Source organism: Streptomyces lusitanus, from assembly GCF_042647945.1.
Classification (GTDB): domain Bacteria; phylum Actinomycetota; class Actinomycetes; order Streptomycetales; family Streptomycetaceae; genus Streptomyces; species Streptomyces pseudogriseolus.
Genome location: NZ_JBHRWL010000031.1, coordinates 76,597 through 97,222 on the forward strand (window position 1 = coordinate 76,597; position 20,626 = coordinate 97,222).

The 20,626-nt window shown below is 73.7% G+C and carries 13 protein-coding genes; 6 read left to right on the forward strand and 7 right to left on the reverse strand.

Features of this window, described 5'->3' with window-relative positions:
* Positions 1–195 precede the first annotated feature (195 nt).
* From ACFOSY_RS31600 to ACFOSY_RS31610, 3 genes are all read right to left on the reverse strand, one after another.
* A complete protein-coding gene (locus ACFOSY_RS31600; RefSeq protein ID WP_394313563.1) occupies positions 196–963 on the reverse strand; it encodes an enoyl-CoA hydratase/isomerase family protein in 768 nt (255 codons plus the stop codon).
* A gap of 136 nt (positions 964–1,099) precedes the next feature.
* Positions 1,100–2,341, reverse strand: coding sequence for a L,D-transpeptidase (locus ACFOSY_RS31605; RefSeq protein WP_394313566.1), 1,242 nt, complete (start codon positions 2,339–2,341; stop codon positions 1,100–1,102).
* 152 nt (positions 2,342–2,493) lie between these two features.
* Complete coding sequence (locus ACFOSY_RS31610; protein ID WP_394313569.1) at positions 2,494–3,720, reverse strand: L,D-transpeptidase; 1,227 nt, start codon at positions 3,718–3,720, stop codon at positions 2,494–2,496.
* 187 nt (positions 3,721–3,907) lie between these two features.
* On the opposite strand from ACFOSY_RS31610, the gene glgX reads away from it, so the two are divergent.
* Positions 3,908–6,160: a glycogen debranching protein GlgX gene (glgX, locus tag ACFOSY_RS31615; RefSeq protein ID WP_394313571.1), complete on the forward strand. Its 2,253-nt coding sequence runs from the start codon at positions 3,908–3,910 to the stop codon at positions 6,158–6,160.
* Positions 6,161–6,933: 773 nt separating this feature from the next.
* Here glgX and ACFOSY_RS31620 read toward each other — a convergent pair.
* Genes ACFOSY_RS31620 through ACFOSY_RS31635 form a run of 4 tightly spaced genes read right to left on the reverse strand, consistent with a single transcriptional unit; the run spans position 6,934 to position 10,535 of the window.
* The gene (locus tag ACFOSY_RS31620; protein ID WP_394313573.1) at positions 6,934–7,617 is read right to left on the reverse strand and encodes a response regulator; all 684 of its coding nucleotides are present in this window, start codon (positions 7,615–7,617) and stop codon (positions 6,934–6,936) included.
* The gene (locus ACFOSY_RS31625) at positions 7,607–8,860 is read right to left on the reverse strand and encodes a sensor histidine kinase (protein ID WP_394313575.1); all 1,254 of its coding nucleotides are present in this window, start codon (positions 8,858–8,860) and stop codon (positions 7,607–7,609) included. The genes ACFOSY_RS31620 and ACFOSY_RS31625 overlap by 11 nt, the downstream gene beginning before the upstream one ends.
* Before the next feature lie 26 nt (positions 8,861–8,886).
* Positions 8,887–9,636 carry an ABC transporter permease gene (locus ACFOSY_RS31630; protein ID WP_394313577.1) on the reverse strand — a complete coding sequence of 250 codons (750 nt, stop codon included), beginning with the start codon at positions 9,634–9,636 and terminating at the stop codon, positions 8,887–8,889.
* The gene (locus ACFOSY_RS31635) at positions 9,633–10,535 is read right to left on the reverse strand and encodes an ABC transporter ATP-binding protein (RefSeq protein ID WP_394313579.1); all 903 of its coding nucleotides are present in this window, start codon (positions 10,533–10,535) and stop codon (positions 9,633–9,635) included. Before ACFOSY_RS31635 ends, ACFOSY_RS31630 begins: the two co-directional genes overlap by 4 nt.
* A gap of 229 nt (positions 10,536–10,764) precedes the next feature.
* On the opposite strand from ACFOSY_RS31635, the gene ACFOSY_RS31640 reads away from it, so the two are divergent.
* The 5 genes from ACFOSY_RS31640 to ACFOSY_RS31660 all read left to right on the forward strand — a co-directional run bounded on the left by ACFOSY_RS31640 (position 10,765) and on the right by ACFOSY_RS31660 (position 20,415).
* Positions 10,765–12,672 (forward strand): ABC transporter ATP-binding protein, encoded by a 1,908-nt coding sequence (locus tag ACFOSY_RS31640; protein WP_394313583.1) that lies wholly within the window; start codon positions 10,765–10,767, stop codon positions 12,670–12,672.
* Complete coding sequence (locus tag ACFOSY_RS31645) at positions 12,669–14,522, forward strand: ABC transporter ATP-binding protein (RefSeq protein ID WP_394313585.1); 1,854 nt, start codon at positions 12,669–12,671, stop codon at positions 14,520–14,522. The genes ACFOSY_RS31640 and ACFOSY_RS31645 overlap by 4 nt, the downstream gene beginning before the upstream one ends.
* A 51-nt stretch (positions 14,523–14,573) precedes the next feature.
* A complete protein-coding gene (locus ACFOSY_RS31650) occupies positions 14,574–16,295 on the forward strand; it encodes an ABC transporter transmembrane domain-containing protein (protein ID WP_394313587.1) in 1,722 nt (573 codons plus the stop codon).
* A complete protein-coding gene (locus tag ACFOSY_RS31655) occupies positions 16,292–18,058 on the forward strand; it encodes an ABC transporter ATP-binding protein (RefSeq protein WP_394313589.1) in 1,767 nt (588 codons plus the stop codon). Before ACFOSY_RS31650 ends, ACFOSY_RS31655 begins: the two co-directional genes overlap by 4 nt.
* 311 nt (positions 18,059–18,369) lie before the next feature.
* A complete protein-coding gene (locus tag ACFOSY_RS31660) occupies positions 18,370–20,415 on the forward strand; it encodes a M4 family metallopeptidase (protein ID WP_394313592.1) in 2,046 nt (681 codons plus the stop codon).
* Positions 20,416–20,626 lie beyond the last annotated feature (211 nt).

Below are 20,626 nucleotides of genomic sequence, written 5' to 3' on the forward strand. Positions count from 1 at the left end.
GACTCACGCTCGGGCAATCGACGGGCCCCCTCGACGGAAACGGCTTAAGGGTGCGTTAAGGCTCCCATAATGCGTACCGCCGAGGGGACCGGATCAGACATGACGTCAACTGCAAGCCCTGTGCGGGGATTTCATCCGCTGGTCACGTAGTCCCGCTGATCACGCGCGCCGCGCCCGTCACGCCCGTCACGCCCGTCACAGGAACTTCGCCTTGCCGGGCCCTTCCTCCACGAAGCTGCGCATGCCCCGCTCGCGGTCCTCCGTGGCGAACAGGCCCGCGAACCAGTTGCGCTCGACCGCCAGGCCGGTGTCGATGTCCGTCTCCAGCCCGGTGTCGACCGACTCCTTGGCCGCCCGCAGCGCGATCGCCGGCCCCTGCGCCAGCTTCGCCGCCCAGGCGTGCGCCTGAGCGTAGACCTCGTCGGCCGGGACCACGCGGTCCACCAGACCGAGGGCGAGCGCCTCGTCGGCCCGCACCTGGCGGCCGGTGAAGATCAGGTCCTTGGCCTTGGACGGGCCGATCAGCCGGGCCAGCCGCTGGGTGCCGCCCGCGCCGGGGATGAGCCCGAGCAGGATCTCGGGCTGCCCCAGCTTGGCGTTCTCCCCGGCGATCCGGTAGTCGGCGCACAGCGCCAGCTCGCACCCGCCGCCGAGCGCGTACCCGGTGACGGCGGCCACGACCGGCTTGGGGATGCGGGCGACGGCGGTGAAGGAGTCCTGGAGGGCACGGGCCCGCAGCACCATGGCCGCGTGATCCATGGCCTGCATCTCCTTGATGTCCGCGCCCGCCGCGAACACCTTCTCGCCGCCGTAGATCACCACGGCGCGCACGTCGTCGCGCCGCGAGGCCTCCTCGGCGAGCTCCTTGAGACGGTCCTGCGTGGCGACGTCCAGCGCGTTCATGGGCGGCCGCTCCAGCCGCAGCGTGCCGACGCCTTCGGCGACTTCGAGATGTACGGTCATGCCAGCAGGTTAACGGTGACTAACGCTGCTTGCGCCGGTGCCGTGGCTCACACCCGGCCGGGGGTCCGTGGGTTGTCCCCGGGAGGTACGACGACGGCCCCGGTGCGGACACCGGGGCCGTCGTCGGGCTGAAGCCTTACGCCTTCCACTTCTCCCACGACATGTTCCAGCCGTTGAGGCCGTTGTCCGGGGCGATGACCGCGTCCTCGCTGTTCTTGACCTCGACCACGTCGCCGATCAGGGAGTTGGTGAAGAACCAGGCCGCCGGGGCCTTCTTGTCCCAGCCGCCCTGCACGTCGCGCAGGCCCACGCAGCCGTGGCTGGCGTTGCGGTTGCCGAAGGCGTCGCCGCCCCAGTAGTTGCCGTGGATGAAGGTGCCGGAGGTGGACAGGCGCATGGCGTGCGGGACGTCCTTGATGTCGTACTCGCCGCCGTAGCCGACCGTCTCGCCGTTCATCCGGGTGACCGTCAGCTTCTCGCTGATGACCATCTTGCCGTTCCAGGTCTCGTAGCCCGGGGCGCCGGTGGTGACCGGGATGGTCTTGATCACCTTGCCGTCGCGCATCACCTTCATGGTGTGCTTCTTGGCGTCGACCACGGAGATCTGGCTGCGGCCGACGGTGAAGGAGACGGTCTTGGTCTGCTCGCCGTAGACGCCGTCGCGGCCCTCGACGCCGTTGAGGTCGAGGGCGACGGTGACCTTGGTGCCGGCCTTCCAGTAGGTCTGCGGGCGGAAGTCCAGGCGGTCGTTGCCGAACCAGTGGCCCTCGACCTCGACGGCCGGCTCGGTGGTGATGCGGATGGCCTTCTCGACGTCGTCGGGGTGGGTGATGCCCCGGGTGAAGTTGAGGGAGAAGGGCATGCCGACGCCGACGGTCGAGCCGTCCTCGGGGGTGAAGTGCCCGACGAACGTCTCCTTCGGCGTCAGGGTGGTGAAGCGGGAGTCCTGCGCGGTGGTGCGGCCCTCGGCGTCCTTGGCGACCGCGTGCACCGTGTAGGCGGTGTCGGCGGCGAGGTGGGTGGACGGCGTCCAGGTGGCGCCGTCCTTGGATATCGCGCCCTCGACGGCCTTGCCCTTGGCGTTCTTGACGACGACCTCGGTGAGCTTGCCCTTGGCGGCCGTCACCTTCAGCTCACCGCTGGTGTCGACCGCCTTGGCGCCGTCGCGCGGGGCGATGGTGACCTGGGCCTCGGACTTCGTGCTGCGCGCCGCCGTGGAGTCCTTGCCCTTGCCCTTGCCGTCGTCCCCGCCGGACCCCGGCTCCGATCCCCCGCCGCAGGCGGTGACCGCCAGCATCACCCCGAGTGCCAGCGCCGCCAGCTTCCTGCCGCCGCGCCGCGCGCCCACCGACGCCCCCGATATCGGCCCCACGTTCACTTGTTTCTCCCCTCGGCGGGTCTGACCGGACCCGGCCCCCCAGCGCGCCCCTCGCGCACACGGCGAATGGTAACCACAGGCCAGGAGCCTGGGAGGCGGAGGTTTTGTCACCGTTCCGTTCCAAGTTCAACGGCCCGGCCGAGGGGGTGCGGTCAGCGGCGGTTCACCGCGCTGCCCGCCTTCCACTCCTTCCAGTTCATGTTCCAGCCGCCGAGCCCGTTGTCCGGCGCGACCGTGCGGTCCTTGCTGTTGACCACCTCGACGACGTCGCCGATCAGGCTGCGGTCGAAGAACCAGCCCGCCGGGGTGTCCGCGCCGCCGCCCTTCACGTCGCGCAGGCCGACGCAGCCGTGGCTGACGTTGTCGCTGCCGAACACCTCCGGGTCGGCCCAGTAGTTGCCGTGCAGGAAGGTGCCGGAGCTGGTCAGCCGGATGGCGTGGGGCACGTCGGGGATGTCGTACTCGCCGCCGAAGCCGACCGTGCGGCTGTTCATGCGGGTCACCTCGAGCAGCTCGGTGATCACCATCTTGCCGTTGTACGTGGGCGTCTTCGCCGCGCCCGCCGTGACCGGCACGGTGGCGAGCAGCTCCCCGTCCCGCCGCACCCGCATGGTGTGCGCGGCGGCGTCGACCACGGACACCTGGCTGCGGCCCACGGTGAAGGTGAAGGTGCGCCGCTGGAGGCCGTAGACGCCGGGCGCGCCCTCGACGTCGCGCAGGTTCAGCTCGACGGTGACCTCGGTGCCGGGCTTCCAGTAGTGCTCGGGGCGGAAGTCCAGGCGCGTTTTCCCGAACCAGTGGGGGCGGATCTCGACGGCGGGGCGCGCGGTGACCCGGACGGCGCGCTCCACGGCGGCCCGGCGGGTGATCTTCCGGTTGAACTCCAGGGAGACGATCGCCCCGGTGCCGACGGTGGAGCGGTCCTCGGGGGCGACGTAGCCGATGAAGCGTTCCTCCGGGACGTGCGTGGTGAACGTGGTGTGCCGGGCGGAGCGGCGTCCGGAGCCGTCCACGGCGACCGCGTCGACGGTGTACTTCGCGGCGAGCGCCAGCCGTTCGTCGTCGGGCCGCCAGGTGCGCCCGTCGCCGGAGATCCGGCCCGGGACCGGTGACTCGCGCGCGTCCTGCGACACGACCGCCTTCACCGACTCCAGCCGGCCCTCCGCGACCCGCACCCGCAGCTGCTCGCCGGGGCGTACGCCCTTGCTGCCGTCGCCGGGGGACACCTGGATGACGTCCCCGCGTCCCGGCGGCCCGAACGCCCCCGGGACGGGGCCCTCCGGACTGCACCCGGCGGTCGCGGTCAGCAGTCCTGCCCATGTCACTACGACGGCCAGCGCGGCCCTCGCGCGCCGTGCGCGCCCTTGTACGTGCCTCACGCGGTACCCAACGACGGGCCTCGCCTCCGGGAAACGACCGTGCCGCCCCTCGGGGAAACGTGAGTGCGAGGCGCGCTCTGGGCAGAACTGTGGGAGGACGACGCACCGGGGAGCCGCGGCCGGAGCCGCACGGGCCGTGGCTCACCCGTCCGCCGTCGTCCCTCCACGAGCCGCGGGAGGCTGACAGGTGTCCAGCGCAGCCGAGCAGGAGGCGGTGGCCGGAGAGCGGGCCACCGGGGACGGGCGCCCGGCCGTCGTCGTGAACGGCGCGCGGCCGGCGCCGCCCGTGCCCACGGTGCCCGTCCGGCCGGGCCGGCCGACGCCGCTGGGCGCCCGGTTCCGCACCGGCCCGGACGGGGTGGCGGGGACCAACTTCGCGCTGTGGGCGGGCGGGGCGGAGGGCGTGGAGCTGTGCCTGTTCGACGAGCACGGCCGGGAGAGCCGGGCCCGGCTGACCGAGCTGACGCACGGCATCTGGCACGGCTTCGTGCCGGGGGTGATGCCCGGGCAGCGGTACGGCTACCGGGTGCACGGCCGCTGGGACCCGTGGACCGGCGCGCGCTGGAACCCGGCCAAGCTGCTGCTCGACCCGTACGCCCGGGCCGTGGACGGCGACTTCGTGCTGCCGCCCGAGGTGTACGGGCACGTCCGGGACTGGCCGGAGCAGCATGTCGCGGACACCGTGCGGGACGACCGGGACTCGGCGCCGTACGTGCCGAAGGGGGTCGTCGTCCATGACGACGACGACTGGGCGGACGACCGGCGGCCGAAGACGCCGTGGTCCGACTCGGTCATCTACGAACTCCACGTGCGCGGCTTCACCAAGCGCCATCCGGACATCCCCGAGGAGCTGCGCGGCACCTACGCCGGGCTGGCACACCCCGCGGCGATCGAGCACCTGGTACGCCTCGGCGTCACGGCCGTCGAACTGCTGCCGGTGCACCAGTTCGCGCACGAGGACCATCTGCTGCGCCGGGGCCTTGGCAACTACTGGGGCTACAACTCCATCGGCTACTTCGCCCCGCACGCCGGCTACGCGGCCTCCGGGACGGCCGGGCAGCAGGTCGGCGAGTTCAAGCGGATGGTGCGCGCGCTGCACGCGGCCGGCATCGAGGTGATCCTCGACGTCGTCTACAACCACACGGCGGAAGCGGGTGAACTCGGCCCGACCCTCTCCCTGAAGGGCATCGACAACCGCGGCTACTACCGGCTCCAGCCGGACGCCCGCCGCTACGCCGACTACACCGGCTGCGGCAACACCCTGCACGTGGTGCAGCCGCACGTGCTGCGCCTGATCACGGACTCGCTGCGCTACTGGGTCACCGAGATGGGCGTCGACGGCTTCCGCTTCGACCTGGCGGCGGCGCTGGCCCGCTCCATGCACGACGTCGACATGCTCTCGCCGTTCCTCGCGGTCATCGCGCAGGACCCGGTGCTGCGGCGGGTGAAGCTGATCGCCGAGCCGTGGGACGTGGGCTCCGGCGGCTACCAGGTGGGTGCCTTCCCTCCCCTGTGGACGGAGTGGAACGACCGCTACCGGGACGCCGTACGGGACTTCTGGCGCCACGCGCTGCCGGACGTACGGGAGATGGGCTACCGGCTGTCCGGCTCCAGCGACCTGTACGCCTGGGGCGGGCGGCGGCCGTACGCCTCGGTCAACTTCGTCACCGCGCACGACGGTTTCACCCTGCGCGACCTCGTGTCGTACGACCGCAAGCACAACGAGGCCAACGGGGAGGGCAACCGCGACGGCACGGACGACAACCGGTCCTGGAACTGCGGCGCGGAGGGCGAGACGGACGACGGGGACGTCCGCGCCCTGCGCCGGCGGCAGCTGCGGAACCTGCTGACCACGCTGCTGCTGTCGACGGGCGTGCCGATGCTGGTCGCGGGCGACGAGATGGGCCGCACCCAGCGCGGCAACAACAACGCCTACTGCCAGGACAACGAGACCGGCTGGGTGGACTGGAGCCTGCGGGACGACCCGGAGTGGCGGCCCCTGCTGGAGCTGACCTCACGGCTGGTCGCGCTGCGCCACCGGCACCCGGTGCTGCGCCGCCGCTCGTTCTTCTCCGGCCGCGCGCACTCCGCGGACGGTCTGCGCGACCTGGCGTGGTTCACCCCGCACGGCCGGGAGATGACCGAGGACGACTGGTACGCACCGGCCGCGACCCTCGGCATGTACCTCTCCGGACGGGACATCCCGGGCCGCGACGAGCAGGGCGCGCCGGTGCTCGACGACAGCTTCCTGGCCGTCCTGCACGCGGGCGCGGACCCGGTGGACTTCGTCCTCCCGGGCCCACCGTGGGCGGAACGGTACGAGGTGGTCGTGGACACGGCGAGGGAGGAACAGGACGCCGCACCCGACGTGACGCACGCGGCGGGGAGGCGGGTCACGGTGCCGGGACGGTCGGTGCTGGTGCTGCGGGTGCGGTCCTGACGAGGGGGGCGGGGGGCACGGTCCTGACGCCCGGGGCGGCGGGGGGGTGGCTGACGCCGGGCACGGCGGGTGGGGCGGCTGGCGCCCGGCGCGGCAGGTGCGATGACTGACACCCGGCGTACGGCAGGCACCACGGCCAACGCCCAGCCTGCCGCGTGCACGGCGGCTGGCGCCCAGCACGGCAGGTGCGACGGCTGACCCTGGCGTGCCGCAGGCACGGCGGCCGACGCCCTGCTCGGCGGGTGCGACCGCCAACCCCCGGCATGCCGCAGGCACGGCAGCCGACGCCCGGCACGGCAAGCGCCACGGCCAACCCCCGGCGTGCCGCAGGCACGGCAGCCGACGCCCTGCTCGGCGGGTGCGACCGCCAACCCCCGGCGTGTGGCAGGCACCACGGCCGACGCCAGCGTGTCGCAGGCACGGCGGCAAACGCCCAACGCACGGCAAGCGCGACGGCCAACCCCCCGGCATGCCGCAGGCACGGCAGCCGACGCCCGGCACGGCAAGCGCCACGGCCGGTATCCGGCGTGACAGGTACGAGGGCCGGCCCCGGCGTGCGGCGGGTGGGCCGGCTGCCGCCTGGCATGCGACGGATGCGGTCCCTACGCCCGGCGCGACGGGTACGGTCCGGACACCCGGCACGGCAGGTATGGCGGCTGACGCCGGGCGTGCAGCGGGCGCGACCGCTGGCGCCCGGCGCGGCAGGTGCGGCGGCTGACACCCGGCGCCGTGGGTACGGCAACCACCGCGAACCGGCGCGCGCCGGTTCGCGGTCAGCCGAGGATGCCCCTGTCGTACGCCGTCGCCACCGCCGCCGCCCGGTCCTTGGCGTCCAGCTTCGTGAAGATGTGCGTCAGGTGCGTCTTCACCGTGGCCTCGCTGATGAACAGTTCGCGGGCGATCTCACGGTTGGAGGTGCCCTTGGCGACCAGTGCCAGTACCTCCCGCTCCCGCGCGGACAGCGGTTCCGCGCCCGGGGTGCGGGGGGTGCGGACGGCGGACACCAGCCGGGAGGCGACGGCCGGGGACAGCACGGAGCGGCCCTCGGCGGCGGCCCGGACGGCCGCGAACAGTTCCTCCCGCGGGGCGTCCTTGAGCAGATAGCCGGTCGCGCCGGCCTCGATCGCGGGCAGCGTGTCCGTGTCGGTGTCGTACGTCGTCAGCACGAGGACCCGGGCACGGGCGCCCCGGCGGGTCAGCTCACGGATGGCCTCCACGCCGCCCGTGCCGGGCATCCGCAGGTCCATCAGGATCACGTCGGGGTCCAGCTCCGCCGCCCGCTCCAGCGCCGCCGCGCCGTCCGCCGCCTCGCCGAGCACACGGAAGCCGGGCGCGGACTCGAACATGCCGCGCAGGCCGTCCCGGACGACCGGGTGGTCGTCGACGACCAGCAGGGTGATCACGGGCTCCGCGGGGGCGGCCTCCGCGGGCGTCCCGGACGCGGCGTCATGGCTCATGGCGGACCAACGGTACGCGAACGGAGACGGCCGTGCCGCCGCCCGGCTCGGACTCGACGGTGAGGGACCCGGCGACGCGTTCGGCGCGGGCCCGCATGCCGTCGAGGCCGAAGCCGCCGGCGGAGGTGCGCGCGGGGACGGCGAGCGGGTCGAACCCGCGGCCGTCGTCGCGGATGTCGAGGGTGACCTCGTCCCCCATGTAGGAGAGGGTGACGCCGGTCCGGGCGGCGCGCGCGTGCCGCGCGGTGTTGGCGAGGGCCTCCTGCGCGATGCGCAGCAGGGTGGCCGCCAGCTCGTCGTGCAGCGGCTCGGCGGTCCCGGTGACGGTGAACTCGGCCCGCACACCGCTGCGTTCGGCCCATTCGGTGACGGTCCGCTTCAGCGCCTCGGGCAGTCCGCCGTCGGCGAGCGCGACCGGGGAGAGGTTGTGCACGGAGCGGCGGGCCTCGCCGAGGCTCTCGCGGGCCAGGGCGAGGGCCCGGTCCAGATGGGCGCGGCCGGCGGCCGGGTCGGGGGTGTTCGCGGCGACCTGGAGCTGGGCGATGATGCCGGTCAGGCCCTGCGCCAGGGTGTCGTGGATCTCCGCGGCGAGCCTGCGGCGCTCGTCGGCGACCCCGGCCTCCCGCGCCTGGACCAGCAGCTGGGAGTGCAGGGCGGCGTTCTCGTCGAGCGCCTGCTGCAAGGCGGTGTTGGTGCGTTCGAGTTCGGCGATGGTCGTCGCCTGGGTGCGGGCGCGGTCCTCCTCCAGGTCGGCGAAGTGGCCGAAGAGCAACACCAGGAGGCTGTTGGCGGCGAGGAGCCCGCCGAAGAGCGCCCAGCCCGTGCGGCCGTCCGGCGGCAGTCCGCCCGACTGGGAGCCGGCCACGGTCACGGCGGTGGCGAACAGGCCCGCCCCGCGCAGCCGGCGCGGCAGCAGGCCGGTGGTGAAGTAGCCGAGGACGGCGTAGAAGGCGAACAGCGGGTTGAGCCAGGTGAGGGCGAAGCCGAGGGCCCAGCGCGTGGCGTACAGGAGGACCCCGGCCGGGGAGGGTCCCGCGGGCCGGCCGCGCCCGGCCCGGCTCCACCACAGCTCGGCGGCGACGGCCGTGACGACGAGCGCGCCGCAGGCCGACAGCTCGCCGGCGCCCATGCCGAGGGCGTCGGCGACCGCCCACGCCATCAGGCTGCTCATCAGCAGCAGGCCGTACGGTCCCCAGCGGTGGAACACCGCCCAGCGGTCCTCCAGACGGGCCGTCTCCCTCATGGCACCAGTGTCCGGCACGGCCGTCCTCACTCCCAGCGGAAGCGGCGCACGGCGGCGGAGGTGAGCAGCACCGCCCAGCCCGCCGTCACCGCGAGGTGCGCCGCTGACGGCCGGTCGCCCGCCGACGCCTCGTTCAGGGCCTGGGCGGCCGCGCCGAACGGGGTCCAGCCGACGATGCGCGCCATCAGGTCCGGCATGGCCTCGACCGGGAGCCACACGCCCGCGGTGAACATGGCCGGGAAGAGCGCGGCGGAACCGGCCGCGGTGACGATCTTCGCGGTGCGGGCCAGGGCGCTGAGCAGCGCGCCGAGTGCGAGGGAGGCGGCCAGGGCGAGCAGCAGCGCCAGGAGGTGGCCGAACGGCTGTGCGGGCAGGGCGACGCCGAAGGCGAGCCGCCCGACGGCGAGGGTGAGCAGCGCGGAGACCAGCGAGGCGCCGCCGACCACCGTCATCTGCGCGGCGAGCAGGGCGGAGGGGCGGACCGGGGTGGTGGACATGCGGCGCAGCACGCCGGTCTCGCGGTAGCCGGTGAGGACGGGCGGCATGCCCTGGAGTCCGCCGATGAGCACGCCGAGGAGGACGGCGACCGGTACGTAGGCGTCGACCGGGCGCAGTCCGCCGAGGGCGGGGTCGGCCTCCCGGAAGGAGGGAATGGAGCCGAGGACCGCCAGCAGCAGGGTCGGGAAGAGGGTGATCCAGAAGACACCGGCGGGTTCGCGCCGGAAGAGGCGGAACTCGGTGCGCAGCACCGCGGTGTTGACGAGTCCGGTGCTCATGCCGTGGTCTCCGTGAGGTCGAGGAAGGCGTCGTCCAGGGTGGCGTCGGTGACGCGCAGCTGGTGGGCGGTGACGCGGGAGCGGGCGAGGAGGGTGACGACGGCGTTGACCGTGTCGTCGGTGCCGGACAGGGTGATCCGGGCGTCCTTGCGGGCGACCGAGGCGAGTCCGGGCAGCGCGTTCAGGTCGGCGTCGTCGAGCGGGGCGGACGGGGTGAAGCTGATGACGGTGGCCCCGGCCGAGCGGCGTACGAGTCCCGCCGGGGTGTCGAGGGCGGCGACGCGCCCCTTGTCGATGACCGCGATGCGGTCGCACAGGCGCTGGGCCTCCTCCATCAGGTGGGTGACGAGGAGGACGGTGACGCCGCCCGCGCGGACGTCCTCGATCAGCTCCCAGGTGTCGCGCCGGGCGCGCGGGTCGAGGCCGGTGGTCAGCTCGTCCAGCACGACGATCCGCGGGTCGCCGATCAGGGCGAGCGCGATGAACAGGCGCTGCCTCTGGCCTCCGGACAGCTTCGCGAACCGGGTGCCCAGCTGCGCGGTGAGCCCCAGCCGTTCGGCGAGCGTGCGCCAGTCGGCGGGGCGCGAATGGAAGGAGGCGTGGAGCTCCAGGGCCTCGCGGACGGTCAGCCTGGGCTGGAGTTCGCTCTGCTGGAGCTGCGCGCCGAGGACGCGGGTGACCTCGTCGTGGTCGGCGACGGGGTCCAGTCCGGCGACCCGCACCCGCCCGGCGTCGGGGACGCGCAGCCCTTCCACGCACTCCACGGTGGTGGTCTTGCCGGCGCCGTTGGGGCCGAGGACGCCGAAGATCTCGCCCTCGTCGACGGAGAAGGACACCCCGTCGACGGCGGGCCGGCCGCCGTAGGCCTTGCGCAGGTCGGTGACATCGATGACGGACATGACGGTCAGTGTTCCGGCGAGCGGGGTGCGCGCACATCGGCCGTCGCGCTCGGCCGCGCATCGTCCGATCGGCCGATGGAGTGGTACGACTCCCCGTCCCCCGGGTCACCGGAGGGCCGTTCGCCCAGGTCCGGCCGCCCCGGGACGCCGGTCGTAGGACCCGCGGCCGAGGCGGACCGGGCCGGAATTCGGTGGGCAGCGTCAGTGGCGAACCGTACTCTCACTGCTGATGCCCACTACACCTTCTCCCCGGGAGCCCCGCTCCACCGTGCGGACGCTGCTGCGGCTGTGGCCGTACGTGCGCCCCGTGCGGGCGCGCCTGTTCTCCGCCGCGTTCATCGCCGTCCTGGCGTCCTGCATCGGGCTGGTCATCCCGCTCGTCCTGAAGTGGATGGTGGACGGTCCGATCGCCGACCGTGACCCGGCGGGGGTGTGGCTCGGCGCGCTGTACCTGCTGCTGCTCGGGCTCGCGGAGGCGCTGCTGTTCGGGTTCCGGCGGTGGCTGGTGGCGCGGCCGCTGTCGCACGTCGAGGCGGAGATGCGGGCGGACCTGTACCGGCATCTCCAGCGGCTGCCGATCGCCTTCCACGACCGCTGGGCCTCGGGCCAGCTGCTGTCCCGGGCCACCGGGGACCTCGCGCTGCTGCGCATGTTCTTCGCGTTCCCGCTGACCTTCCTGCTGGTCAACGGGGTGACGATCCTGGTCGGCGTGATCATCATGCTGGTGCAGGACTGGGCGCTGGGGCTGGTCATCCTGGTGCCGGCGGCGCCCGTGCTGATCACCTGCGTGGTGTTCGAGAAGCGGTACTCGCTGGCCGCGCGGCAGGCCCAGGACCAGGTGGGCGACCTGACGACGGTGGTCGAGGAGAGCGTGCTCGGCATCCGGATCATCAAGGGGTTCGGCCGGCACCGCAGCCAGGCGCTGGCGTTCCGGGAGCTGTCGGGAAAGCTGCGGGGCACGGAGCTGCACAAGGCGCGGCTCCTGGCGACGATCCTCGGCATCATCGTGACGCTGCCCGAGTTCGCCATCGGGGCGGCGCTGGTGCTGGGCGCGGTGCAGGTGGCGGACGGCACGCTGTCGGCGGGCACGCTGGTGGCGTTCCTGTCCACGGCACTGGCGCTGCGCTGGCCGGTGGACTCGATCGGCTTCCTGCTGGCCATGAGCCAGGAGGCGGCAACGGCCACGGAACGCTACTTCGAGGTGATGGACGCGGAACAGGAGTCGGGGACGACGGCGTCCGCCGCCGCTGCGGGCAGTCGTGCCGCTGGGGCGATGGGGGTCCCCCCGCTCGAGCGAAGCCGAGAGTGGGGGAGGGTGGGCGCAGCGGCACCTCGCAGCGCCGAGCGGCGCAACCAACCCCCGGCGGACACCGACACCGGCAGCCTTGGAGGCCTACGCTTCGAGAACGTCACGTTCCGCTACCCGGACGCCCCCGACAGCGCACCCCCCGTCCTGACCCGCATCGACCTCCACATCCACCCCGGCGAATCCCTCGCCCTCGTCGGCGCGACCGGCAGCGGCAAAACCACCCTCACCGCCCTGGTCCCCCGCCTCCACGAGGTCACCGAGGGCCGCATCACCCTCGACGGCCGGGACATCACCGAGATGTCCAGAGAAGAACTCCGCTCCCGCGTCGCCGTCGCCTTCGAGGAACCCACCCTGTTCTCCGCGACCGTCGGCGAGAACGTCCTGATGGGCGGTGGCACCGGCGAGGAGGACCTGGAGCGCGCCCTGGCCGTCGCCCAGGCCGACTTCGCCCACGCCCTGCCCCAGGGCACCGCCACCCAGGTCGGCGAGCAGGGGCTGAGCCTCTCCGGCGGGCAGCGGCAGCGGCTCGCCCTCGCGCGCGCGGTCGTCGGGCGCCCCGACTTCCTGGTGCTGGACGATCCGCTGTCCGCACTGGACGTGCACACCGAGGCCGCGGTCGAGGCCGCGCTGCGCCGGGTGCTCGCCGACACCACCGCGCTGATCGTGGCGCACCGCCCGTCCACGGTGCTGCTCGCCGACCGGGTGGCGCTGCTGTCCGGCGGGCGGATCACGGCGGTCGGCACCCATCACGAACTGCTGCGGGGCAATGCCGAGTACGCCCACCTCATGTCGGGCGACCCGGCGGAGGAACGGGAGGAGCAGCGATGACGGCGGCCACGACCGCACCGGTCCGCGACGAGGACGACGACCGGGCGAGGCACAAGGACGGCGACCCCTTCGACCGGGACGTCCTTCCCACTCCCCCGGGCGCCACCGGCGCGCTGCTGCGCTCCCTGCTCGCGCCGATGCGCGGCCGGGTCGCCGTCGCCGCGCTGTTGCTGCTGCTCCAGCAGGCCGCCGTGCAGGCGGGCCCGCTGCTGGTGGCGTACGCGATCGACCGGGCGGTGCCCGCCTTCCGCGGGGACGACCACGGGCCGCTGATCGCGGTGGCGGTGGGCTATCTGCTGTGCGCGTCGGCGGCCGGGGCGTTGCAGTACGCGTTCATCACCGCCTCCGCGCGGGTCAGCCAGGACGTGCTGCTGGACCTGCGCGGCCGGATCTTCCGGCACGCGCAGGCGCTGAGCGTGGACTTCCACGAGCGTTACACCTCCGGGCGGCTGATCTCCCGCTCCACCACCGACGTCGAGTCGCTGCGGGAGCTGCTGGAGGAGGGCCTTCAGGAACTGGTGATGACGATCCTGTCCGCCGTGTACATCTCGGTGCTGCTGCTCTGGCTGGACCTGGGCCTGGGCGCGGTGGCGGTGGCGTCGTTCGTGCCGCTGTACCTGCTGGTGCGCTCCTACCAGCGGCGGGCGCAGCGGGTGTACCGGAGGCGGTCGACGGCGATCGCCGCGGTGATCGTGAAGTTCGTCGAGACGATGAACGGCATCCGCCCGGTGCGCGCGTTCCGCCGCGAGCAGGCCAACGACGCCGACTTCGCGGTGCTGAACCGGCGGCACGAGAAGACCAACGGCGACGCGCTGATCGAGATGGCGCGCTACGTCGTCGGCTCCCGGGTGACCGCCAACACCACGGTCGCGCTGATCGTGCTGTGGGGCGCCTACCGGGTGGCCGGTCAGACGCTGGCGCTGGGTGTGCTGGCGGCGGCCGTGCTCTATCTGCGGCGGCTGTACGACCCGATCGACCGGCTCGGCATGTTCCTCAACTCCTACCAGTCGGCGGCGGCCTCGCTGGAGAAGATCGCCGGGCTGCTGGCGCAGACGCCGTCGGTGCCGGAGCCTGCGACGCCCCGTGAGCTGCCGGGGCGGCGTTCCGGTCTGCCCGGGCGCGAGGTGGTCTTCGACGACGTGCGGTTCGCGTACCGCACCGGCGGCGAGGTGCTGCCCCGCTTCGGCCTCACCCTGCCGGCCGGGCAGACGGTCGCGGTCGTCGGCTCCACCGGCGCGGGCAAGTCGACGCTGGCGAAGCTGCTCGCCCGGTTCTACGACCCCTCCGACGGGCGGGTGCTGCTCGACGGCGTGGACCTGCGCGACCTGAGGGGCCGGGATCTGCGGCGCGAGGTGGTGATGGTGACCCAGGAGGCGTTCCTGTTCTCCGGGACGGTCGCCGAGAACATCGCGATCGGCCGTCCGGAGGCGGGCCGGGAGGAGATCGAGCGGGCCGCCAAGGAGATCGGCGCGCACGACTTCATCGCCGCGCTGCCCGACGGCTACGACACGGACGTCCGCAAGCGCGGCGGCCGCATCTCGGCCGGTCAGCGGCAGCTGGTGGCGTTCGCGCGGGCGCTGCTGGCGGACCCGGCGGTGCTGATCCTGGACGAGGCGACCAGCTCGCTGGACATTCCCGGCGAGCGGGCGGTGCAGCGGGCCATGGCGACGGTGCTGAAGGGCCGTACGGCGGTGGTGATCGCGCACCGGCTGTCCACCGTGGAGATCGCGGACCGGGTGCTGGTGATGGAGCACGGGCGGATCGTCGAGGACGGCACCCCGGACGAACTCGTCGGCGGTACGGGCCGGTTCGCGGATCTGCACCGGGCCTGGCGGGACAGCCTGGCCTGACGAGCACCGTCGCGGGCCCGCGGGAGCCGCGTCCAGGGGAGGGGAACTGACGTGATCGACGCCTACGAGGATCCCGGCACGCCCGACGGGCGCGGCGGGGCCGGCTACCTGTGGTGGCTGGTGCGCCGGCAGCCGGGGCGCTGCGCGGCGGGGGCGGTGTACGGCAGCGTGTGGATGGTGCTGCTGGCGTCCACGCCGTACCTGATGTCCCGGGCGGTGGACGACGGGCTCCAGACGGGCGACATGGCGGCGCTGGCCGGCTGGGCCGCCGCCCTGGTCGGGGTGACCGCGTTCAACGCCTGGCTGAGCATGATGCGGCACCGCACCATGACGAAGGTGCGGATGGACGCCAACTTCCGCACGGTGAAGGTGGTCGTCGGGCACACGGTGCGGCTGGGCGCGGCGCTGGAGCGGCGGGCGGGGGCCGGGGAGGTCGTGACGATCGGCGTGGGCGACGTGCAGGTGATCGCGCAGGCGCTCACCGCCGTCGGGCCGGGGATCGGCGCGGTCGTGGCGTACGCGGCGGTGGCGGGGCTGCTGCTGGAGGTGTCGCCGCTGCTGGCCGTGGTGGTGCTGCTGGGGGTGCCGGTGATCGCGCTGGTGGTGGGGCCGCTGGCCGGGCGGCTCCAGGGCGCGGAGACGGAGTACCGGGAGCGGCAGGGCGTGCTGACCGCGCGGATCGGGGATCTCGCGGGCGGGCTGCGGGTGCTGAGCGGGCTCGGCGGCAAGGGGCTGGTCGCGGACGCGTTCCGCCGGGACTCGGGGCGGCTGCGGGAGCAGGGCTACCGGGTGGGGGCGGTGACGAGCTGGATGCAGGCGCTGTCCGCGGGCCTGCCGACGCTGTTCCTCGCGGTGGTGACATGGATCGCGGCGCGGCAGGCCGCGCAGGGGGACATCAGCATCGGCGAACTGGTGTCGGTGTACGGGTACGTGACCATGCTGGTGTGGCCGGTGATGTTCCTGATCGAGTCCGGCTACTACCTCAGCCGGGGCGTGGTCGCGGCCGGCCGGGTGACGGCGCTGCTGCGGATCCAGCCGCCGCCGGACGCGGCCACCGCCGACCCGCCGGCGGAGCCGTCCGCGCTGGAGGACCCGGAGTCCGGGGTGCGGGTGCTGCCGGGGCGGCTGACCGCGCTGGTGTGCGCCCGGCCGGCGGACGCGGCGGCCGTGGTGGACCGGCTGGGCCGGTACACGCCGTCGGAGGTCACGTGGGGCGGGGTCCGGCTGGACGAGATCGCGCTCGCCCGGGTGCGGGAGCGGATCCTGGTCGCCGACCCGGAGGCGGCGCTGTTCGCGGGCCCGCTGCGCGAGGTGGTCGCGGGCGGGTGCGAGGCGTCCGACGAGGAGGTGCTGCGGGCCCTGCACGCGGCGGCCGCCGACGACGTGGTGCGCGGGCTGCCGGACGGACCGGCCTCGGTGGTGTCGGCGCAGGGCCGCAGCCTGTCCGGCGGTCAGCGGCAGCGGGTGCGGCTGGCGCGGGCGCTGCTGGCCGGCCCGGAGGTGCTGCTGGCGGTGGAGCCGACCTCGGCGCTGGACGCGCACACCGAGGCTCTGGTCGCCGGCCGGCTGCGAACCGCGCGCGAGGGCCGTACGACGGTGCTGGTCACCACGTCGCCGCTGGTGCTGGACCGGGCCGACCGGGTGCTGTTCCTGGTCGACGGCAAGGTGGCGGCGAGCGGCGCCCACCGCGACCTGCTGGACGGCGAACCGGAGTACCGGCGCCTGGTGGCCAGGGACGCCGAGCAGGGCGTCGCCGAGGAGGTGGCGGGATGAGCGGGGAGCGGCTGCCGGTGGCGGAACCGGCCGATGTGCGCCGGGCGGCCGGGGAGCTGGTGCGGGCGGACGGGCGGGCGTTCGCGGGCGTGCTGGCGCTGAACGGCGCGGCGGCGCTCGCCGGTCTGGCCGGGCCGTGGCTGCTCGGGCGGATCGTCGACGAGGTGCGGGCGGGCGGCGGGACCGCGGTGGTGGACCGGCTGGCCCCGGTCATCCTGGCGTGCGCGGTGGCGCAGCTGCTGCTGTCCCGCTGGGCCCGCTACGTGGGGCACCGGTTCGGGGAGCGGACGCTGGCGCGGGTGCGGGAGCGGTTCGTGGACCGGGTGCTGGCGCTGCCGTCCGCGGTGGTGGAGCGGGCGGGCACCGGCGACCTGACGACGCGGGGCACGGCGGACGTGACCGCCGTGGGCACGACGCTGCGCGACGCCGGGCCGTCGCTGCTGGTCAACCTGGTGCAGTCGCTGTTCGTGGCGGCCGCGATCCTGGTCGTGGACCCGCTGCTGGGCGCGCTGGGGCTGCTGTGCCTGACCCCGATCTGGCTGGTGCTGCGCTGGTATCTGCGGCGGGCCCGTCAGGCGTATCTCGCCGAGGGCGCGGCCAATTCGGACGTGGCGGAGGTGGTCGCGTCGACGGCGGCGGGCGCCCGCACGGTGGAGGCGTTCGGGATGCGTGAGGTACGGATCCGGGCGAGCCGGGAGGCGCTGGAGACGTCCCGCCGCACCCGTATGCGGACGCTGTTCCTGCGCTCGGTGTTCTTCCCGGCGGTCGAGCTGTCGTACATCGTGCCGGTGGCCGGGGTGCTGCTGTGCGGCGGATGGCTGCACGAGCGGGGCGCGGTGAGCCTGGGCGCGGTGGTGGCGGCCTCGCTGTACCTGCTCCAGCTGAGCGGTCCGCTGGACGAGGTGCTGATGCGGATGGAGCAACTTCAGTCCAGCGGGGCCTCGTTCGCGCGGGTGGAGGGTCTGGCCCGGGCGCCGCGCGCGGCCGGGCGCGGCGCCGCCCCGGACCCGGCGGACGACCGGATCGACGTGACCGGGGTGCGCTACGCGTACGACGGGGGCGGCGAGGTGCTGCGCGGGGTGGACCTGACGGTGACGCCGGGCGAACGGCTGGCGGTGGTGGGGCCGTCGGGCGCGGGCAAGACCACGCTGAGCCGGCTGCTGGCGGGGGTGGACGCGCCGGCCGCCGGGAGCGTGACCGTGGGCGGGGTGCCGGTGGCGTCGCTGGACCCGGAGCGGCTGCGCCGGCAGGTGGTGCTGGTGACGCAGGAGCACCATGTCTTCCTGGGGTCGGTCCGGGACAATCTGCGGATCGCCGCGCCGGACGCCGGGGACGAGGAGCTGTGGGCGGCGCTCGCGGTGGTGGGGGCGGACGGCTGGGTGCGGGAGCTGCCGCGCGGTCTGGACACCGAGCTGGGCGAGGGCGGTCACCCCACGGACGGCCCGCGGGCGCAGCAACTGGCGCTGGCGCGCGTGGTGCTGGCCGATCCGCACACGCTGGTCCTCGACGAGGCGACCGCGCTGCTCGACCCGGCGACCGCCCGGCACGCCGAGCGCGCGCTGGCCGCCGTGCTGGAGGGCCGTACGGTCGTCGCCGTCGCGCACCGGCTGCACACCGCGCACGACGCGGACCGGGTGGCGGTGATGGAGGACGGCCGGCTCTCCGAACTGGGCACGCACGACGCCCTGGTGGCGGCGGACGGGGTGTACGCGGCGCTGTGGCGGTCCTGGCACGGGGACCGGCCGGGCGGCGGCACGCCGTAGGAACCGGTGTTCCGGGTCCGTCAAGGCGGCGCACCCGGCCGTCCGAAGCACCTCCCGTCCGCCGTCGTCCGATTGCCGGACACCCCCTCCCGGACACCGGACGGAATCCGGCCAACTTCTTGACGCGCCCCTGACAGAAAGCGCACTCCCCTGCCACTCTTCCCACGGCCGCTTCACAGCAACCCCACAGCCCCGGCTGCCCGTTGTGCGCGGTCACTGCTCGAGTGCACTTCCGTTCTGCCCGGCCGGCTGACCCGCCGGCCGGTCTCCCCAGGCCGCGCAACCCCGCGGCCCCGCAGAAGGAGTCAGCGTTGAGAAGCAGGACGTCCCACAGACGCACCCCCCGCACCACGCAGCGCCGCGCCGCCGCCGTCGCCCTCGCCGGCGTGGCCGCGCTGATCGCCACGGCCGTGCAGTCCGGCGCCGCCACCGCCGCCCCCGGCACGACGCCGCGGGCCGCGAGCGCCGCCGCGTCCGCCTCGGAGTCGGTCACGCTCACCCCCGCCCAGCGTGCCGCGCTGATGCGCCAGGCGGACTCCGTCAAGGCCGAGACCGCCAAGGACCTCGGCCTCGGCGCCAAGGAGAAGCTCGTCGTCCGCGACGTCCTCAAGGACCGCGACGGCACCGTGCACGTGCGCTACGAGCGCACCTACGACGGACTGCCCGTCCTCGGCGGCGACCTGGTCGTCCAGGGCGACACGGCCGGCGAGGCCGACAAGGTCGTGAAGGCGACCCGTGCCGCGGTGAAGCCCGCCACCACCGCCGCGACGGTGCCGGCCGCGAAGGCCGAGCAGCAGGCCCTGTCCGCCGCGAAGGCCGAGAAGGCCGAGAAGGCGGACGTCGACCGGGCCCCGCGCAAGGTGATCTGGGCGGCGGACGGGAGGCCGGTCGTCGCGTACGAGACGGTCGTCGGCGGCCTCCAGCACGACGGCACCCCGCAGGAGCTGCACGTCGTCACCGACGCCACCACCGGCGAGAAGCTGTACGAGTGGCAGGCCGTGCAGAACGGCACCGGCCACACCGTCTACAGCGGCACCGTCGACCTGACGACCACCCAGTCCGGGTCGTCGTACAACCTCACCGACGGCGCACGCGGCGGGCACAGGACGTACAACCTCAACCGCGGCACCTCCGGCACCGGGACGCTGTTCTCCGGCTCCGACGACGTCTGGGGCAACGGCAGCCCGTCCAACGCGGAGTCGGCCGGCGCGGACGCCCACTACGGGGCGGCGCTGACCTGGGACTACTACAAGAACGTGCACGGCCGCAGCGGCATCCGCGGGGACGGCGTCGGCGCGTACTCCCGGGTCCACTACGGCAACAACTACGTCAACGCCTTCTGGTCGGACAGCTGCTTCTGCATGACCTACGGCGACGGCTCCGGCAACGCCAACCCGCTCACGTCGATCGACGTGGCCGCGCACGAGATGTCGCACGGTCTCACCTCGTCCACCGCGGGCCTGATCTACAGCGGCGAGTCCGGCGGCCTCAACGAGGCGACCAGCGACATCTTCGGCGCGACCGTCGAGTTCTACGCGAACAACTCCTCCGACGTCGGTGACTACCTCATCGGCGAGGAGATCGACATCAACGGCGACGGCACCCCGCTGCGCTACATGGACGAGCCGAGCAAGGACGGCCGGTCCAAGGACTCCTGGTACTCCGGCATCGGCTCGATCGACGTGCACTACTCGTCGGGCGTGGCCAACCACTTCTTCTACCTGCTGAGCGAGGGCAGCGGCACCAAGACCATCAACGGGGTCACCTACGACTCCCCCACCTCCGACGGCCTGCCGGTCACCGGCATCGGCCGCGACAAGGCGGAGAAGATCTGGTTCCGCGCACTCACCACGAAGTTCACCTCCACCACCAACTACGCGGCGGCCCGCACCGGCACCCTGGCTGCGACCGGTGAGCTGTACGGCACGGACGGCGCCGAGTACAAGGCGGTGCAGGACGCCTGGGCGGCCGTCAACGTCGGCGCCCGCTCCGGCGGTCCCGGGGGCGGCGGCACCAGCTTCGAGTCCTCCGCCGACGTGGCGATCCCGGACGCCGGCGCCGCGGTGACGTCCCCGATCACCGTCACCGGCCGGACCGGCAACGCGCCGGCCAACCTCCAGGTCTCGGTGGACATCGTGCACACCTGGAGCGGTGACCTGGTGGTCGACCTGGTCGCCCCGGACGGCACGTCGTACCGGCTGCGCAACCGCACCGGCGGTTCGGCGGACGACATCAACGAGACGTACACGGTCAACGCGTCGTCGGAGTCGGCCAACGGCACCTGGCAGCTGCGGGTGCAGGACGTGGCCCGCTACGACACCGGCTACATCAACGGCTGGAGCCTGACCTTCCCGTAGACGGACCCCGTCACGGCGCCGTCCCGGGTGGTCGCCACCGCCCGGGACGGCGCCGTTTTTGCCGACCCCATACGTGCCACGGGTTGCGTCTTTGCCGAGGTCACGCGGGTTCGCACGCATGCAACATTCATCCGGACGTCGATTTTCGGCCAACGTCATCCGACCCTCCTGACATGTACGCGACGCAGGTGTCACTCTTCCCTCGCTCGGT

Excerpts from the sequence above, each read along its gene's own strand:
- ACFOSY_RS31600 (WP_394313563.1), bottom strand. The coding sequence starts at position 963 with ATGACCGTACATCTCGAAGTCGCCGAAGGCGTCGGCACGCTGCGGCTG.
- ACFOSY_RS31620 (WP_394313573.1), bottom strand. The coding sequence starts at position 7,617 with ATGAGCCATGACGCCGCGTCCGGGACGCCCGCGGAGGCCGCCCCCGCG.
- ACFOSY_RS31625 (WP_394313575.1), bottom strand. The coding sequence starts at position 8,860 with ATGAGGGAGACGGCCCGTCTGGAGGACCGCTGGGCGGTGTTCCACCGC.
- ACFOSY_RS31630 (WP_394313577.1), bottom strand. The coding sequence starts at position 9,636 with ATGAGCACCGGACTCGTCAACACCGCGGTGCTGCGCACCGAGTTCCGC.
- ACFOSY_RS31635 (WP_394313579.1), bottom strand. The coding sequence starts at position 10,535 with ATGTCCGTCATCGATGTCACCGACCTGCGCAAGGCCTACGGCGGCCGG.
- ACFOSY_RS31640 (WP_394313583.1), top strand. The coding sequence starts at position 10,765 with ATGCCCACTACACCTTCTCCCCGGGAGCCCCGCTCCACCGTGCGGACG.
- ACFOSY_RS31645 (WP_394313585.1), top strand. The coding sequence starts at position 12,669 with ATGACGGCGGCCACGACCGCACCGGTCCGCGACGAGGACGACGACCGG.
- ACFOSY_RS31655 (WP_394313589.1), top strand. The coding sequence starts at position 16,292 with ATGAGCGGGGAGCGGCTGCCGGTGGCGGAACCGGCCGATGTGCGCCGG.